General features: G+C 34.1%; 22 protein-coding genes. 20 read left to right on the forward strand and 2 right to left on the reverse strand.

From position 1 onward, the window contains the following. Positions 1-90: 90 nt before the first annotated feature. The 7 genes from ACFSTA_RS12380 to ACFSTA_RS12410 are packed head-to-tail and all read left to right on the forward strand — an operon-like array spanning position 91 to position 4,324. Positions 91-261: a hypothetical protein gene (locus tag ACFSTA_RS12380; RefSeq protein WP_377557019.1), complete on the forward strand. Its 171-nt coding sequence runs from the start codon at positions 91-93 to the stop codon at positions 259-261. Then, positions 262-1,119 (forward strand): DUF1351 domain-containing protein, encoded by an 858-nt coding sequence (locus ACFSTA_RS12385; protein WP_377557020.1) that lies wholly within the window; start codon positions 262-264, stop codon positions 1,117-1,119. Continuing rightward, complete coding sequence (locus ACFSTA_RS12390) at positions 1,116-1,397, forward strand: VRR-NUC domain-containing protein (protein ID WP_377557021.1); 282 nt, start codon at positions 1,116-1,118, stop codon at positions 1,395-1,397. The genes ACFSTA_RS12385 and ACFSTA_RS12390 overlap by 4 nt, the downstream gene beginning before the upstream one ends. Beyond that, a complete protein-coding gene (locus tag ACFSTA_RS12395) occupies positions 1,394-1,678 on the forward strand; it encodes a hypothetical protein (RefSeq protein WP_377557022.1) in 285 nt (94 codons plus the stop codon). Before ACFSTA_RS12390 ends, ACFSTA_RS12395 begins: the two co-directional genes overlap by 4 nt. Further along, the gene (locus ACFSTA_RS12400) at positions 1,675-3,492 is read left to right on the forward strand and encodes an AAA family ATPase (RefSeq protein ID WP_377557024.1); all 1,818 of its coding nucleotides are present in this window, start codon (positions 1,675-1,677) and stop codon (positions 3,490-3,492) included. Before ACFSTA_RS12395 ends, ACFSTA_RS12400 begins: the two co-directional genes overlap by 4 nt. A 35-nt stretch (positions 3,493-3,527) precedes the next feature. Continuing rightward, positions 3,528-3,833, forward strand: a complete 306-nt coding sequence (locus ACFSTA_RS12405; RefSeq protein WP_377557025.1) for an organic solvent tolerance protein OstA — start codon at positions 3,528-3,530, stop codon at positions 3,831-3,833. 2 nt (positions 3,834-3,835) lie between these two features. Beyond that, positions 3,836-4,324, forward strand: coding sequence for a DUF669 domain-containing protein (locus ACFSTA_RS12410; protein ID WP_377557026.1), 489 nt, complete (start codon positions 3,836-3,838; stop codon positions 4,322-4,324). A 28-nt stretch (positions 4,325-4,352) separates the two neighbouring features. Here the strand turns inward: ACFSTA_RS12410 and ACFSTA_RS12415 are convergent, their stop codons facing one another. Then, positions 4,353-4,835 (reverse strand): hypothetical protein, encoded by a 483-nt coding sequence (locus ACFSTA_RS12415; protein ID WP_377557027.1) that lies wholly within the window; start codon positions 4,833-4,835, stop codon positions 4,353-4,355. 65 nt (positions 4,836-4,900) lie between these two features. Between ACFSTA_RS12415 and ACFSTA_RS12420 the strand changes: the two genes are divergently transcribed. Genes ACFSTA_RS12420 through ACFSTA_RS12430 form a run of 3 tightly spaced genes read left to right on the forward strand, consistent with a single transcriptional unit; the run spans position 4,901 to position 7,068 of the window. After that, positions 4,901-6,589, forward strand: a complete 1,689-nt coding sequence (locus ACFSTA_RS12420; protein ID WP_377557028.1) for a hypothetical protein — start codon at positions 4,901-4,903, stop codon at positions 6,587-6,589. Further along, positions 6,590-6,814: an IDEAL domain-containing protein gene (locus tag ACFSTA_RS12425; protein WP_377557029.1), complete on the forward strand. Its 225-nt coding sequence runs from the start codon at positions 6,590-6,592 to the stop codon at positions 6,812-6,814. 38 nt (positions 6,815-6,852) lie between these two features. Then, on the forward strand, positions 6,853-7,068 hold the full coding sequence (locus ACFSTA_RS12430) for a hypothetical protein (RefSeq protein ID WP_377557030.1): 216 nt from the start codon (positions 6,853-6,855) through the stop codon (positions 7,066-7,068). A 39-nt stretch (positions 7,069-7,107) separates the two neighbouring features. Here ACFSTA_RS12430 and ACFSTA_RS12435 read toward each other — a convergent pair whose 3' ends face one another. Beyond that, a complete protein-coding gene (locus ACFSTA_RS12435; protein ID WP_377557031.1) occupies positions 7,108-7,371 on the reverse strand; it encodes a hypothetical protein in 264 nt (87 codons plus the stop codon). 94 nt (positions 7,372-7,465) lie between these two features. Here ACFSTA_RS12435 and ACFSTA_RS12440 point away from each other — a divergent pair, with 94 nt between their 5' ends. The 10 genes from ACFSTA_RS12440 (at position 7,466) to ACFSTA_RS12485 (ending at position 15,262) form a co-directional block, all read left to right on the forward strand. Continuing rightward, on the forward strand, positions 7,466-9,331 hold the full coding sequence (locus tag ACFSTA_RS12440; RefSeq protein WP_377557376.1) for a DNA primase family protein: 1,866 nt from the start codon (positions 7,466-7,468) through the stop codon (positions 9,329-9,331). A 385-nt stretch (positions 9,332-9,716) separates the two neighbouring features. Continuing rightward, positions 9,717-10,121, forward strand: coding sequence for a sigma factor-like helix-turn-helix DNA-binding protein (locus tag ACFSTA_RS12445; RefSeq protein ID WP_377557032.1), 405 nt, complete (start codon positions 9,717-9,719; stop codon positions 10,119-10,121). Positions 10,122-10,219: 98 nt separating this feature from the next. Beyond that, on the forward strand, positions 10,220-10,372 hold the full coding sequence (locus ACFSTA_RS12450; RefSeq protein WP_377557034.1) for a hypothetical protein: 153 nt from the start codon (positions 10,220-10,222) through the stop codon (positions 10,370-10,372). A 53-nt stretch (positions 10,373-10,425) separates the two neighbouring features. Beyond that, a complete protein-coding gene (locus tag ACFSTA_RS12455; RefSeq protein ID WP_377557035.1) occupies positions 10,426-10,725 on the forward strand; it encodes a hypothetical protein in 300 nt (99 codons plus the stop codon). Between the two features lie 51 nt (positions 10,726-10,776). Next, positions 10,777-11,121 (forward strand): HNH endonuclease, encoded by a 345-nt coding sequence (locus ACFSTA_RS12460; protein WP_377557377.1) that lies wholly within the window; start codon positions 10,777-10,779, stop codon positions 11,119-11,121. Continuing rightward, positions 11,115-11,288: a hypothetical protein gene (locus tag ACFSTA_RS12465; protein ID WP_377557036.1), complete on the forward strand. Its 174-nt coding sequence runs from the start codon at positions 11,115-11,117 to the stop codon at positions 11,286-11,288. Before ACFSTA_RS12460 ends, ACFSTA_RS12465 begins: the two co-directional genes overlap by 7 nt. Before the next feature lie 128 nt (positions 11,289-11,416). Next, positions 11,417-11,755, forward strand: coding sequence for a P27 family phage terminase small subunit (locus tag ACFSTA_RS12470; protein WP_377557037.1), 339 nt, complete (start codon positions 11,417-11,419; stop codon positions 11,753-11,755). Continuing rightward, complete coding sequence (locus tag ACFSTA_RS12475) at positions 11,752-13,395, forward strand: terminase TerL endonuclease subunit (protein ID WP_377557378.1); 1,644 nt, start codon at positions 11,752-11,754, stop codon at positions 13,393-13,395. Before ACFSTA_RS12470 ends, ACFSTA_RS12475 begins: the two co-directional genes overlap by 4 nt. A 59-nt stretch (positions 13,396-13,454) precedes the next feature. Beyond that, the gene (locus ACFSTA_RS12480; RefSeq protein WP_377557038.1) at positions 13,455-14,537 is read left to right on the forward strand and encodes a phage portal protein; all 1,083 of its coding nucleotides are present in this window, start codon (positions 13,455-13,457) and stop codon (positions 14,535-14,537) included. Next, complete coding sequence (locus ACFSTA_RS12485) at positions 14,537-15,262, forward strand: head maturation protease, ClpP-related (RefSeq protein WP_377557039.1); 726 nt, start codon at positions 14,537-14,539, stop codon at positions 15,260-15,262. The genes ACFSTA_RS12480 and ACFSTA_RS12485 overlap by 1 nt, the downstream gene beginning before the upstream one ends.

Consider the following 15,262-nt stretch of genomic DNA (forward strand, 5'->3'; position numbering starts at 1 on the left):
TATTGAAGGTATTTTGTGTGAAACGTGTGGAGTTTATATAGACGATTCCAATGGTGGTTTTCCAAGAAAATGTGAGGAGTGTGATAACGAATGATAGTTTGGATAGTGTTATACACCGAATACATGGATGATGAACAAGTTTTAGGTGCATTTGATAGTGAAGAAGCTGCTAAGTATTTTATTGGTAACTATGCCTTAAAAAATGATATTCATTCTGAAAATTTAAATCTTGTTAAAACGAAAGTAGAGGTGAATCAGTAAGTGAACGAACTACAAGTGAAAACTATTAATCTTACACCTGCAGTAGTTGAATTTAATTATGAAGAAATATCCATGATGTTGGACGATCAACTTGCTAAATATGAAGGTCTTACCTTTACGGAAAAAGATGCCGCAGCATGTAAGAAAACCATTACCGAATTAAATAAAGGTAAAAAGGCATTGGACACGTACCGTAAGAAAACGAAAAAAGAATTAACCGAGGAAGTAATAGCCTTTGAAAATAAATGTAAAGTATTAGGCAGTAAATTTGATGAAGTAATTAATCCATTGAAAGAACAGCATGATCAGTTTGAAGAAGAGCGCAAGAATATCAAGCGTTTGGAGATTGAAGGATTAATTGATCACTTGGTCCATGTGGAAAATCTTAATGAAAAGTATGCAGCGAAGTTAACCGTTGAAGATTCTTATCTTACTAAAAGTAAAACAATCAAATCTATCAAAGAGGAATTAACTACAAAGGCTGCACATCTTGGGGTCCAGCAGGATAAAGAGGAAGCTAATCTGGAAGTAATTAAAAGTCATGTTGAGTTAATTAACACTAAGTATGGTGTAAATTTACTAGAAGAATCTTACACTACATTACTTGAATATCAGAGTGTTGGTGAAATCAAAGGAATAATTGAGAATCACGCACAACTTCAAGTTGATAAGGAAGAAGCTGAAGCGAAGGCGGTTGAGTATAAAGAAGTTCCACTTAGTTCAGCTCCCAAGTCAGTAAGTAATGATGACTATGAATTTATTGAAGTTTACACAGTAACCGGGACTGAGTCACAACTAGATGCTCTGGAAGAGTTTATGGACCGCGAAAAAATTAAATGGACCGTGAATAAGAAATGAAAGAATCAGCATTTCAAGCCAAAGTAATGAAATATCTTAAAGAAAAACAAGTTTGGCATATAAAATACTGGGCGGGATCCCAATACACCAAAGAAGGTATACCTGACATATTAGCTTGTATAAATGGAACCTTTCACGGGATCGAATTAAAAACAGATGTTGGACAACCTAGTAAACTACAACTCTATAACATTCGGAAAATAAAAGATTCAGGTGGAGAGGCCTATATTCTTAGACCAAAAGATTTTCAAGCCTGGAAAGAGAGGTGGTTTGGATGAGTGATAAAAAGGTATTAATCACCGTTGGGAATGTAACAATCAAGGAGTATGACAACATGAATGTAGTGGTTGAAAGGTATGAAGAAGTGTTTATACCTAAAACCAAAGAAAAAATCAAAAAGTGGGTATTTAAAGGTTATTCACGAAGTGTTTTATCAGCGTTATTGATGATACAACGTAATGAATTGCTTATTGATAGGGGAAGTGTTACTAGCTTGGATGATTATGTGAAGCAAGTTAATGATTCTAATAATAAGTTACTGGAAGCGGTGAGGGAATGACACAGTATTCATACAGCAGAGTCTCTTTATTTGAAGATTGCCCATACCATTTCAAGTTACGTTACATTGATAAGTTAACTGAAATACCTGATCTAAGTAACCCTGCTAATCCTTTGATTATAGGACACGCACTCCATAAAGGAATTGAAACAGATGTGTCAACTGCGGTAAATGATTACTACAATAGCTTTCCAGAAGTAACGGATCGAATGATTGAAGAAGCTATGAAACTAGAAATCTTGATTCCGAAAGTAAAAGCATTTCTGGAGCAATTCGTAGGATTTGAGTTTGTCCACGAGTACAAGATTGATAAACCGGATTATCTAGGATTCGTGGACTTACTCCTTGTTAGTCCTAATAAAGAATGTATGCTCTTAGACTTCAAATATTCCAATAACGTTAAAAATTATATGGATAGTGGGCAACTTCACATTTACAAGCATTATATTGAACAAAATGGTTATGACATAAAGCGAATGGGTTACTTGTTTGTTCCTAAAACAAGTATTAAACAAAAACAAACGGAAGACTTATTCCAATTTCGTAAACGTCTTGTAGAAACACTAGATGACATGGAACCAAAGCTTGTACCAATTGAATATGACGAAATGAATGTGATCTACTTTCAAAACAGTATTAAGAAAATAGAAGCAGCAAAGGAATATCCAAAAAACGTAAGTGGTAATTGCTTTGGCTGCAATCCAAGATTTAAGCCTGATTACTTGGAAATAATAACAAACTACAAAGGAGAAGAAATTATGAAACTACCTAGTACACAGCGTAGAAACGTTGAAAAAGTAACAAAAAGAGTATTTTGGCTTTATGGTGCACCATTTAGTGGAAAAACAACATTTGCTAATGACTTCCCAAATCCACTAATGCTAAATACTGATGGAAACATCCGATTTGTGGATGCGCCATTTATAAGTATTGCAAATGAGGTTAAAACAACTGGTCGTGTTACTAACACCACACTTGCATGGGATATTTTCAAAGACACAATTAGTGAACTTGAAAAAAAGGATAATGAATTTAAAACAATTGTTGTTGATTTATTGGAGGACACTTACGAAGCATGTCGTCTTTACATGTACGACAAATTAGGTATAGAACATGAAGCTGATAACAGTTTTAAAGCATGGGATATGGTTCGTACTGAGTATTTGAGCACGATTAAACGGGTCATTCACCTAGACTATGAAAACATCATTTTTCTTTCACATGAAGATACTACTAAAGATGTTACGAAAAAGTCTGGTGATAAAATCACTTCTATAAAGCCAAATTTACAAGACAAAGCCTCATTAAAAGTCGCAGGTATGGTTGATATTGTAGGAAGAGTTACTGCAGATGATTCAGAACGTAGGATAGAGTTTAAATCTAAAAACTATGTATTCAGTGGTGGACGTTTACCAGATCTACCAGTGTCAGAAATTGATCTTGATGTTAAACAATTGTTTGATGTTTACGATAAGGCAAATGCAAATTTACATGGTAAAAAAGATGCTAATAAACAGGAAGAAACAGAAGATACCAAACCTAAACGTGAGCGTAAACAACGTAGTTCTGAGTCTGCTGAAGAACAAGCTGAGGAAGAAACACCTGCAGAAGAAAAACCGAAACGCCAAAGAAGAACATGCAATCCTGCAGAAGAAACTGAAAACGAATCAGTAAAAGAGGAAAAGCCGAAACGTCAGCGTAGACAACGCAAATCAGTTGAGGATGATGATACTCCTCCAGGTGAAGAAGAGGAATCAACTGAAGATAAAGAGGAAACTCCAAAGCGTACTCGTAGACGTAGAACTCGTGGTTAATATCTAAAAATCTATTAATAAAGGGGAAATGGATAATGCCAGTAAAAGAACTAAATGCAAAGGAACAACATTACGCAGATACTCGTGATGAAGCAGAGGAGTTAGTAACTGAAGCAAAGGATGACATTTATCTTACATCATTTCAAATTAGCGAAAAGCACAATAAATATGGTACCTATTTCTTAGTTGATCTAAAGTTCAGTTATGACACGCCAAGAGAAATTATGGAAAATGCAACTTCTAAAAATGATGAGGTTCCAAAAGAACAACATGATGGTGTGGAGTACAACGTTGAAGGTGACGGAACAGTAAGTGTAAATACAAAAGAGGAGGCTGAATAATTATGGCAGATAATAAGTTTGATTGGAGCAAGTTTGATAAAAACGTAGATTTGGAAGCATTGGAAGCAGATGTAAAGGATGTTGAGGAAAATGGCGGTGGAGACTATCAGGATGTTCCAGAAGGGCAGTATGAGGTAGCTGTTGAAAAAATGGAGCTAACTGAATCTAAAAAAGGAGATCCAATGCTAACTATTTGGTTCTCAATATTAGAGGGTGAGTTTGAAAAGCAAAAAATCTTCTACAACGGTGTAATGCAACCACAAAATGATAAGGCATTTGGTTTCCAGGTACATCGAAACAATGAAATGTTACGTGCTTTGTGGGATTGTGAGAAAGATGATGTTAAATTTATTGGTTTCAAAGATTATGCGGAATTGGTGCTAGACATTCATGAAGAGATCGATGGTCAGTTTGAATATCTGTTAGATAAAACAACAGATAAAAAGGGTTATGATCAGTACAAAATTGTAGAGATCTTTGAAGTTGAATAATTGAATAGGGGGAGCCTAAAAGCTCCCTTTATAGATTAGTAAGACGATATTTTAAATTCTCTTCCCAATACGATGTTATTCCAGCGCATACAGGAATTATGATAACGAAGTATGCACCCAAAAAGTCAAAAAGCCAGATTGTAGTAACAATTAAAAATAACCATGATCCTAAGTATATACCAATTGCACCGCGGTAAGAAAATTTATAAGACTTTAAGATTGGTAAATAATAAATTCCAGCAATGGCAATACCACTAAGAAATAATGTAATAGACAAAAATAATAGGAACGGATTCCATTCATTTAAAATATTTAATATGCTCACATTAATGGATGTTACTTTCTCTGGTAAAACAAGAGTGATTTCTGAATTGCCTTTTTCGAAGAAAATAAAAATTTTATAGAATGCGTTGATCATTAAATAGTAAAGTAATATTAGCCAGGAATATTGTGGAATCAAATAAATATTTAATTTTCTTGCTCTAGTGAAAATTTCCCCTGTGAAGTCCATATTAACCCTCCTTTTGTTAATATATCGGCACAAAGTAAAGAAAATATTAGTAGGTGATAAAAACCATGCTCTTTTATGACTTTGAAGTGTTTACTGAGGATTGGCTTGTCGTAATAATAGATGCTGCTAAAAAGTCAGAGGTTATTTTCCAAAATGATGAACAAGGTTTAATTGATTACTATAATCAACATAAAAAAGATATTTGGGTTGGATATAATTCACGACACTATGACCAATACATTTTAAAAGCTATCATTTGTGGATTTAGTCCCCAAGAGATTAACCATTGGATCATTGTAAAACGTGAACCAGGATGGAAGTTCTTTAAAGACTTTTGGAAAATACAGCTGTTTAATTTTGATGTAATGATAAACAGGTTGAGGTCATTAAAACAACTGGAAGGATTTATGGGCCATAACATAAAAGAATCTGACGTTTCATTTGATATTCATCGTCAATTAACTGATAGAGAATTGGAAGAAGTGATTAAATATTGTCGTCATGATGTACACGAAACAATGCACATATTTATGGAAAACATAACTGAATTTGAATCGCAAGTTGATCTTCTGAAAATGTTTAACTTACCCTTACGTAATATATCAAAAACAAAAGCACAACTGTCTGCATTTATTTTAGAAGCAAAACAACCTAGGATCCCAAGAGAAGATGAATTTGATTTCAATTTCCCTTCTACATTGCAGATTAACAAATATACCAATGTGTTGGATTTCTACAAAGAAAATCGGAACTATGACAAAGTACTTGAAACTAAGATAGCTGGTGTTCCGCATTTATTCGCTTGGGGTGGTCTACATGGAGCAAGACATAATTATATCGGTACTGGCTACTTTCTAAATATAGACGTAGCTTCTTACTACCCGGCACTCATGATCGAGTATGAATATTTAAGTAGAAATGTAAAGAATCCTGAAAAGTTTAGGGAGATACGTGATACCAGGTTAAAATATAAGGCTGCTAAGGATAAAAGACAAGCACCCTTAAAAATTGTAATCAATGGCACCTATGGAGCAATGAAGGATAAATACAATGGTCTTTATGATCCATTGCAAGCGAACAATGTTTGTATCGGTGGTATGACGTTGTTACTAGATTTGATTGAGAAGTTGGAACCTCATTGTGAGATTATCCAAAGTAATACAGATGGAGTCCTAGTTAAGCTAAATCATGAAGATGATTATGAACTAATAGATGATATCTGCTATGAGTGGGAACAACGGACCAAGATGGAATTGGAATTTGATGAATTTGTCAAGGTTATCCAAAAAGACGTAAATAATTATATTTTGGTTGATTCAGAAGGTAATTATAAATCAAAAGGATCTTACGTAAAGAAATTAAACAATCTAGATTATGATTTACCAATAATTAATGAAGCCATAGTTAATTATTTTGTGAAAGGTATTGATCCAGAAGACACTATTTTCAATTGTAAGGACCTTATTAAGTTTCAAAAAATTGTAAAGATCAGCAGTAAATATGAATATGCGCGTTATGGTACCAGGCGCATGAATGAAAAGGTGTTTAGGGTTTTCGCTTCAGTAGATAAAAATGACAAAGAAATACGGAAAATAAAGAATGGTTCTGCAGAAAAAATAGCATATGCACCTGAACATAGTTTCATCATAAATGATGAACTAAAAGAAATAGAGATACCTAGTAAATTAGATTACTGGTGGTATCTCGACTTAGCGAATAAGAGAATAAATGATTTTATTGGAGAGGAAGGTTAGATGAAGGATGATTGGTTACGACAAATGTTTATCGAATCGTTGGTAGAACAAATGTTCAAATCAAAAATAAACAATAAACCCATGAGTTACGAGGAAATGGAATACAACTGCAAAACATCTATAACTGATGAAGACATGTTGCGTATTCAAATAGACTATGCTCTTGATACTGGAAATAAAGAGTTATTCATGAGGTTGACTCAGCAGTTGAAGTGTGAGGTGTAACTTATGGATATAGAAGATAGAATGAATGGGGTGAAATCGTGAGTGATAAAAGTACCTGGGTTACGATAGAACAATTAGATACTCCATTATGTGATGTGTTTCCAGGAACAAAAACGGATGGAACGGTTAGAATGTGGGTTTTAATAGCTGAATCATTCTTAGGGTTAAAAAAAGCTGATTTAGAAAGCATGGAACATGCAGAAATGAATAAATACATTGATTCACTTGATGAAGAGTTACAAAGAGTGCTTTAGGGTGGGAAAAACACCACCTAGATAGAGGTGGTGTTAATTTTAAACACGACTATTAAGCCAATCCCACATTTTTTGTGGAGCCCAACCAGAGTATTCTGTGACTTTAGAAATTAATACTGTGTCATTGGAATCTATTTTGGATTTTAATCGATCACGCATGGTGGTTGCGCTATAGGAAGTATCTACAAACCAAACCGATTCCATATAATGCGCCCAAGAACCAAAACTTTTAATTTCGTCATAAACTTTTGTGTAATCCTGTCCAGGACTATTTAAGTCATACGTAATTAAGTAAACAGCCATTATTTTTCACCTCCATTCTATAATCCTATATTCGACATTAGAATGGAAAATCCTACAAAAATACTAAAATTACATCAGAAAGTAGGTGATTAACATTTATAAGGGTTATCTGAAGGGTAATGGTAAACATGCCGGAACGAAATTTAAAGACGGTGGGAAACTATTATCCTATCATACAGCAAGAAAAGAAGATTCCTATGTTGGTATCTTGGATGACGAATATATCATGGTAGATATAGATGATATAGATGAAGCAGAAACACTGATGGATATAGTAGAAGATAAAGATATTCAATGTTCTGTATTGGAAACCAATAATGGAATGCACTTTTATTTTAGAGGATATGACTTAACAAGCAATAAAATAAAATGGTATTCCAACATTGGGATTCATTGTGATTACAAATTAGGAATTAAGAACACAGCGGATCCATTAAAAATAAATGGTAATACCCGTAAGTGGATTCGTAAGGCTGAACAACACGAACCATTACCTGTGTGGTTGTATCCTTACAACAAGAAAAATCCTAACCTAAATAAGTTAACTGAAGGTGATGGCCGTAATGACAAGCTATTCACATATATTTTAAAAATGCAATCTCAGGGAATGGCGAAGAATGATATTAAAGAAACTATATCAATCATCAATAAGTTCATGTTGGACGATCCAGTAGATAAATCAGAGTTAAACATCATCTTACGTGATGAAGCATTTTTGAAAGAATCCTTTTTTATAAAGGGTTCTTTCCAACATGAAAAGTTTGGCAATTTCTTAATTAATGAACATCACATTTGTAAAATTGCTAACGTACTACACATATATAAAGATGGTGTTTACTCTGATAGTCAGGAAGACATTGAAGCAGCAATGATTAAACACATACCAAATCTAAAAAGAATGCAACGGCAAGAAACACTTTTTTACCTGCAGCTAAAAGCAAAAGATAAACAATTTGCTTCTACCAAATATATTGTAGTGAAGAATGGTGTATTTAATCTAGATACTTGGGAGTTACAAGACTTTACCCCAGAGATTATAACAACAAACAAAATTCCTGTTGCATATATTAAAGGCTCATATTATGAAGTAACCGATAAAACCTTAAATAAAATGGCAGTAAATGATAAGAAAATACGTGCGGTGTTGGAAGAGATACTAGGTTACATTTTATTTAGAAGAAATGAGTTTGCTGCAACATTTATTTTGACTGGTGACGGGTCCAATGGTAAATCATCATATTTAAAGATTATTCGTAACTTAGTTGGAACAGATAATACTGCTTCATTAGATTTAAAAGAACTTGACCAGCGATTCAAGACAGCTGAATTGTTTGGAAAACTTGTCAATATTGGTGATGATATTTCAAAAGGTTACATCAAAGAATCATCTGTTTTTAAGAAGTTAAGTACTGGTGAAACATTAAACGTAGAACGTAAAGGAAAGGACCCTTTTGATTTTACGAATTATGCAAAGCTAATTTTCAGTGCTAATGAAATGCCACGTATTAATGATTTTTCAGATGGTCTAGGGCGACGATTACAGATAGTACCATTCAAAGCAAAATTCAGTCCTGATGATAGTGATTATGATCCATTTATTACTGACAAATTACTCTCCAATGAAAGTATGCAATATGTTTTGGTACTTGCATTGAAAAGTCTACAACGATTACTTAAAAATAATAAATTCACTAAATCAAAAGCTGTTGAAAATGAACTTGAAAAATATAAAGAGGAAAACAATCCTATTATTTCATTTGTAAATAATGAAGATATTGAGTTGGAACGTTCTATTGTGGGTGACTTGTATTTGGAATATAAAGCATACTGTTCCATGAATGGTTATCAAGCAGTTAGTAACATTAGTTTTAGTAAAAGTGTTAAGCAACTTTTTAAATTAGATACAAGAGTTCAAAAGATAGATGGTAAAAGTAAAAGAATTTTTATAAGTGACCAATGAAAATTTCCTCTTGACCAAAATCGGTCAAAAATAGGGGGGATTTGACCATTTTTGGTCACAAAAAACCACTTTATTACCTAATTTATGGTAATAAAGTGACTTGGTTACAGTTAAATGCGTAACCAGTTACAGAAATGAGTAACCGTAAAAATACAGTAATATCAATGGTTTAAGAAGTACGGTTACGCGGTTACAGATGAAACTACTTTCTTTAAAAATATATATAGAAAAATAAAAAAGTTAAATATAAATAAGAAATATAGGGGTAAATGCGTAACCGAAGGGTAAAAAATATCGTATGAAATCAATAGTATCAAGGAGTTTGAACGGTTACAGAAGGTTACAGAAGGTTACGCATTTTAGTCAAAAAAGGCAGGTGGGCATGTTGTATGAATGGTTAAAAGATTATCAGCAGTTGATGAATGATATTGATTATCTTCACTTTCAGCTTGAACAGAATGAAACTGAATTAAAAAGATGGACTAGCGGTGATCTATTTAATGTTCGACTTAATGAAGATTCTATTGCTTCAGGATTAGAAGAAAGAATAGAAAAAATAAAAGATGAGATAGTAGTTAAAGTAAAACAAAAAGATCAAATGGTTCAATTAGTAAGTACTTTTAAAGGTCTTGATAATAAGATACTTAAAATGAAATATATTGACGGTATGACTTTAGAAAATATTGCTGAAGCATTGAACTATAGTGCCAGTCATATTAGAAAAAGACATGCTGAATTAGTAAGAACCATTAAATTTTTAGAAATGTACCATTCGTGTTCACTCACATAGTGTATGTAATCTATTGAAAAAACCATTTATAGTAATAACATAGAAATCTGACAAAAGGGCGACTTCTTATAGTTGCTCTTTTTTAGTAGGTGACTAGAATGAAACTAAAAAATCATCTAAGTAAAGAGCAGCTGCATAAATTACAGAAGCTGAAAAAAGAAGAGAAAGTTAACTGGCACGAGCTAATGGGTGTTAATCGTGATACGTATAAACGTGGTAAAGGTGGAGCGATAAGGAATAACAGAAAATAAAGAGGAAAACCCTTCCTTTTGTCGAATTAAGTAGATAGAAGGAGGTGAATCTATTGAGTAATTTAATTTATGAATTTAGTATTTTGTATAATAAGAGACAGACTTCTTGGGAATTTGAAACACCACAAGCTAGGAACACTTTTTTTGACACTGTAAAAGAAAAGTTTTCTGGGAAAGAATACGTCAACAAAAATAAAGCTTTGGGAAAGAAAGACATTGTTCAGATTTCCGTTAATGATGTACGACAGGATTCTATTGAGGGGATTGCAGATATTGTTCCGTATGAATGGTATGACGGAGAAGTATATAACGAATTGATGGAATTTGTAACAAATGAATATAAAAAGTATTAATCGTTAAGGCATCTCAAACAGAGGTGTCTTTTTATTTTGGTGGTGATCTATATCGCTGAATACAAAACAAGAGAACAAAAGCGTAAATTTTATGATGGTGGTCCATGGAAACAAATGCGTGAACATATTAAGAAACGTGACAACTATGAATGTCAGGAATGTAAACGATTAGGACGAGTGACTATTGATACTAATGAATACAGTGAAAGTGCTAAGCGTAAGAAGATCATGCTTGTTGTGGACCACATTAAGGAAATAGAAGATTATCCTGAGCTTGCACTTGATAAAGATAATCTAGAAACAAAGTGCGTGAACTGTCACAACAAAAAGCATGGTAGGTATGTTGATTACTCTAAGTGGAGAAAGAAACCGAAATGGGATGATGAATGGTGGTGAAAGAATTGGATGTCCAAGAAGCTTGCGAGACATTAGAAGGTCTGTTGGAGAGAGAATCAAAAGTAGAGAATGGCCATTTAACCATGAAAGAATTTAATGCACTGAACAAGTTATTACTTGAAGCTACAGTAAAGCTTGGATATAAAGTACAGGAAGAAAATAAATAACCCCCCACCTAAAAAGTTTCGCGATTTTATCACCGGGGGCACCGGTAAGGGGGGAGTCTACTGTCTAAAAATATTTGAAAATCCACACTCGTATTAGGGGGGATAAAAAATAGAGGGGGGGTGTTTTTGTGAGTAGAGCTGTCAAAATCACTGATTTGGAAAAACAGTTATTGCTTCGCATTGATACAAGAGATTTAATCGAAGTTGATAAAGTAAAGCGGTATGTCGCTCTTGTGAAGCAAACGAGAAAACTTCAAACTGAGATAAACAAAAATGGTGTGCTGACTAAAACAGTAAATGGTAGCCAAGAGTTTATGAAAGCAAACCCAGCGATTAAAGACTTAAATAGTCTCACAAAAACATTAATTTCTCTTGAAAAATCTATCAAATTTGAAATGATCAATCCCCCTGATCTAGATAAGGACAAGAAGGATAATGACGAACCAGAAGTCAGTGACTTATACTGATCCAGCAAAAGTATGTAGATGAATATATTAAACAGTGGCGAACAGGTAAAATCATTTTCAATCAAGAGCGTATAGACTTAATTAAGCAATTGGAATCTGAAGTGCTGCCTAGAAGCGATATATATTTTGATGAAGAGCAAATTGAGCAATGTATTAACTATATTGAAAAGTGGTATTTCAAACTGGAACCATTTCAAAAGTTTATCATTCCTTTCATATTCCTTAAATATAAGAAGCGCGATAAACTATTTTACAAAGACATTGTGATTGTCATAGCCCGTGGTAATGGGAAGAACGGTCTTATTTCTGGATTAGGTGATTATTTCATTAGTCCAGCTCATGGCATTGAAGGATACAACGTTGATGTGGTAGCCAACAGTGAAGAGCAAGCGGAGACGTCGATAAAAGAAGTTTACAACATGAAAGAAAAAAATAAGAACTTCATGAAAAAGTTTTTCTCCTGGACTAAGACTAAAATCACTGGGAAATCTTCTTTAGCTGAGTTTCGCTTTCGGACATCAAATGCTGACACAAAGGATGGCGGACGCCCTGGTTGCTTGATTTTTGATGAATGGCATATTTACGAACAAATGAAACTGATTAATACACTTAGCTCAGGTTTAGGAAAAGTAAAACATAGAAGGCGTATATTCATATCCACCAACGGTCATGTCCGTGGTGGTTTTTTTGATAAATTTATCGAACAATGCCTAGAAGTATTGAAGGGTGGAAGCAAGCGACAAAACCGCTTTGTTTTTATCTGCAAGATGGATAACAAGGATGAAGTGGAAAACCCAGACTTATGGGAAAAAGCTAATCCAATGTTTAGCCAGCCAAGAAGTCCATATGCAGAAGAACTGTTTGATACAGTGATGGACGAATATTTAGACTTGGAAGACGATCCTTCTGGACGTTCAGAGTTCATGGCTAAAAGAATGAATCTTCCACAAGAGGACACTACAACTAGGATAGCTTCTTGGGATGACATTATGGCCACGAACAAACCTATACCTTATGAGAATCTGCAACACCAAACCTGTATAGGGGCTATAGACTTTTCTTTTATAAAAGACTTCACAGCTTGTGGCGTATTGTTTAAAGATGGGGAGAATTATATTTGGGATAGTCACCAATTTGCAAGACGTGATTTTGTGAAAGAAGCAAACCTAAAGCCACCAATAGATGAATGGGAAGAGCAAGGATTGCTAACTTTACTGGATGAACCAGCAATCAACATACAGCACATGGTAAATTATTTCTGCGAGATGCGTGAGAAATACGGCTTGAATATAATTGTCGGAGATACATTCAGGCTAGATATTGTAAAAACTGCATTAGAAGCAGAAGGGTTTACAGTTTTGTATATACGTAATCCGCGGGCCATTTACGCAAAACTTGCACCAAGAGTGGAGATGCTCTTTGCACAGCATAAAATCATCTTTGGAGACAATCCATTGATGAGGTGGAATACCAATAACATTGCTGTAAAAGTTAAGGCTGATGGTAATAAAGACTTTTTAAAGAAGGATGAAGTTAGAAGGAAAACAGATGGATTCACAGCATTCGTATATGCGTTATGGCAGGCAGATAACTTTCTGACTGAAGAAGAGGACTTCTTCTTAGATGCGATTGATTTTTAGGGAGGTGATGAAAAATAGGGATCCTAGATGTATTTAAAAAACATAGTGAATTGGAATATATGCTTGACTTAGGTTTGTTAGAAGATACATCAAATCGAATTCACATGAAAAAGATAGCCATACAAACGTGCATTAATTTACTTGCACGAACGATTAGTATGTCTGAGTTTCGAGTGAAAGATGGAAAAAAATCTATTAAAAATGAACTCTATTACCGGTTGAATGTAAAGCCAAATCAAAATCAATCCGCATCTACGTTTTGGGAGAAAGTTATTTACAAACTTATTTATGATAACGAGTGTTTAATAATCCAGTCAGACACACAAGATTTACTAGTTGCTGATACATTTACCAAAGTCGAATATGCACTTTACGGTGATACTTTTAAGGATGTAACGATTAAGAACCATACGTATCAACGAACATTCAAGCGAGAAGATGTTCTATACCTAGAATACAACAATGAAAAACTAACTCCTATTATAGACGGACTTTATGCTGATTATGGAGAGTTGTTTGGACGAGTTATTAATGCTCAAAAGCGTAAGAGCCAAATTCGTGGAACAGTTGATGTAGAAGGTTTAACAGGCACCGATAAGGAGAAAACAGCTAAGGTTCAAAACTTTATCGATAGGGTTTACAAGGCTTTTACTAACAAAGATATAGCAGTTGTTCCGCAACAAAAAGGCTATAAGTACCAAGAACACAGCAAAGATGTAAAAGGTCACCCTGTAGATGAGATAGAGAAAATTTCGGACGCTTTTTTAAAGCAAGTTGCTAGAGCGTTGAATATACCAATTCCACTTGTTTTAGGAGAAAATGCTGATATTGAGAAACCTACACGTAACTTTATGTTATTTGGAGTGGATCCATTTATCAAAAAGATTGGCGATGAATTAAATGGTCAGTTATTTACTAGAACTGATTATTTCAAAGGCAAGAAAATGGAAATTAAGCGTGTGTCTTATCGTGATATTTTCGATGTTGCAGCAGCAGTTGATAAATTACGTGCAGCTGGTGTGGCTAATGGTAATGAATTAAGAGATAAGTTAGGATGGGATGAAGTTGATGATCCAATTCTTGAGAAATACTTTATTACCAAGAACTACACTGAGGATTCATTAGAAGGAGGTGAGAATTAGTGAAGACATTTGACTTAAATAAAGTCCTAAACATTAAACAAGTTTTTGACATTAGGAACCAAGCAGAAGGCGTTTTAAAGCTATCAATCTATGGTTTTATCGGCGGTTGGAGAAACAGTGCAGAGAATATCCTACAACAAATTGAAAATGCAGATGTGGAAGAAATTCATGTGCATATCAATAGTGGCGGTGGTTCTGCTTTTGATGGGATTGCAATTGGAAATATTTTAAAAAACCATAAAGCAAAAATAATTGTGCACATTGATGGTTGGGCAGCAAGTGCTGCATCTATTATTGCAATGGCGGGTGATGAAATTATTATGCCTAGCAATACAATGATGATGATTCATCAAGCAAGTACTTTTGAATATGGTAATGCTGAATTGTTTGAAAAAACTGCGAAGGATTTGCGTAAAGTGGATAAAGCAGTAACAGCTTCTTATCGAAAGCGCTTTGTCGGTAGTGATGAAGAACTTGAAGAGTTACTAAAAGAAGAAACATGGTTGAATGCAGATGAAGCAGTTGCATTAGGATTTGCTGACAAGGTAGAAGATGAAATTGAACTTGAAGAACTGGAAGAGGAACAAGACGAACCTGAAAATATCAAAGAAAGTCTAGTTTCGAAATATGCAGCTCAAACAAAACCAAATAACCCAAAACCAAAAGAGTCTGAACCTGCTGAACCAAAGCAGAATCTATCAGAGCTCTTTTTAAATTTGAAATAA

It is taken from the genome of Ornithinibacillus salinisoli (genome assembly GCF_042684965.1).
Lineage (GTDB): Bacteria > Bacillota > Bacilli > Bacillales > Amphibacillaceae > Ornithinibacillus > Ornithinibacillus salinisoli.

Bases quoted from the DNA above. Each gene is read 5' to 3' on its own strand.
- ACFSTA_RS12380 (WP_377557019.1), top strand. From the start codon at position 91: ATGATAGTTTGGATAGTGTTATACACCGAATACATGGATGATGAACAA.
- ACFSTA_RS12390 (WP_377557021.1), top strand. From the start codon at position 1,116: ATGAAAGAATCAGCATTTCAAGCCAAAGTAATGAAATATCTTAAAGAA.
- ACFSTA_RS12395 (WP_377557022.1), top strand. From the start codon at position 1,394: ATGAGTGATAAAAAGGTATTAATCACCGTTGGGAATGTAACAATCAAG.
- ACFSTA_RS12400 (WP_377557024.1), top strand. From the start codon at position 1,675: ATGACACAGTATTCATACAGCAGAGTCTCTTTATTTGAAGATTGCCCA.
- ACFSTA_RS12405 (WP_377557025.1), top strand. From the start codon at position 3,528: ATGCCAGTAAAAGAACTAAATGCAAAGGAACAACATTACGCAGATACT.
- ACFSTA_RS12410 (WP_377557026.1), top strand. From the start codon at position 3,836: ATGGCAGATAATAAGTTTGATTGGAGCAAGTTTGATAAAAACGTAGAT.
- ACFSTA_RS12415 (WP_377557027.1), bottom strand. From the start codon at position 4,835: ATGGACTTCACAGGGGAAATTTTCACTAGAGCAAGAAAATTAAATATT.
- ACFSTA_RS12420 (WP_377557028.1), top strand. From the start codon at position 4,901: ATGCTCTTTTATGACTTTGAAGTGTTTACTGAGGATTGGCTTGTCGTA.
- ACFSTA_RS12425 (WP_377557029.1), top strand. From the start codon at position 6,590: ATGAAGGATGATTGGTTACGACAAATGTTTATCGAATCGTTGGTAGAA.
- ACFSTA_RS12435 (WP_377557031.1), bottom strand. From the start codon at position 7,371: ATGGCTGTTTACTTAATTACGTATGACTTAAATAGTCCTGGACAGGAT.
- ACFSTA_RS12450 (WP_377557034.1), top strand. From the start codon at position 10,220: ATGAAACTAAAAAATCATCTAAGTAAAGAGCAGCTGCATAAATTACAG.
- ACFSTA_RS12480 (WP_377557038.1), top strand. From the start codon at position 13,455: ATGCTTGACTTAGGTTTGTTAGAAGATACATCAAATCGAATTCACATG.